Origin of the sequence: Paraburkholderia sp. SIMBA_054, assembly GCF_046534875.1 — a bacterium.
Taxonomy (GTDB): Bacteria; Pseudomonadota; Gammaproteobacteria; order Burkholderiales; family Burkholderiaceae; genus Paraburkholderia; species Paraburkholderia hospita.
On record NZ_JAWRXV010000468.1, the window covers coordinates 1 to 315 of the forward strand.

The 315-nt window shown below is 62.2% G+C and carries 1 pseudogene; it reads left to right on the plus strand.

Annotated elements, in window-relative coordinates:
• Window positions 1–315 (plus strand): annotated as a pseudogene (locus SB822_RS55945) (EamA family transporter); the annotation flags it as partial.

Below are 315 nucleotides of genomic sequence, written 5' to 3' on the forward strand. Positions count from 1 at the left end.
CGATGCTCGTCTTCGTCGGCGCACTGGTGTTCGCGCATGAATCGCTCAAACCGCTCGCCGCGATAGGCGTCGCGCTGGTGTCGATCGGGATTGTCTCGCTCGCGTTTCGCCGCGGCATGCGCTTCTCCGGCGAGAGCGTGCCGTTCGCGCTGTTGACGGGATTTTTCATCGCGTCGTATTCGGTCGTCGACGGAATCGGCGCGCGCGTCGCAGGCAATGGCCTTAGCTACATCATGTGGGTCTATCTGATCTGGAACGTGCCGCAGTTTCTGCTCGCATGGCATTGGCGCGGCGGCGCCAAAGGGCTTTTCATCG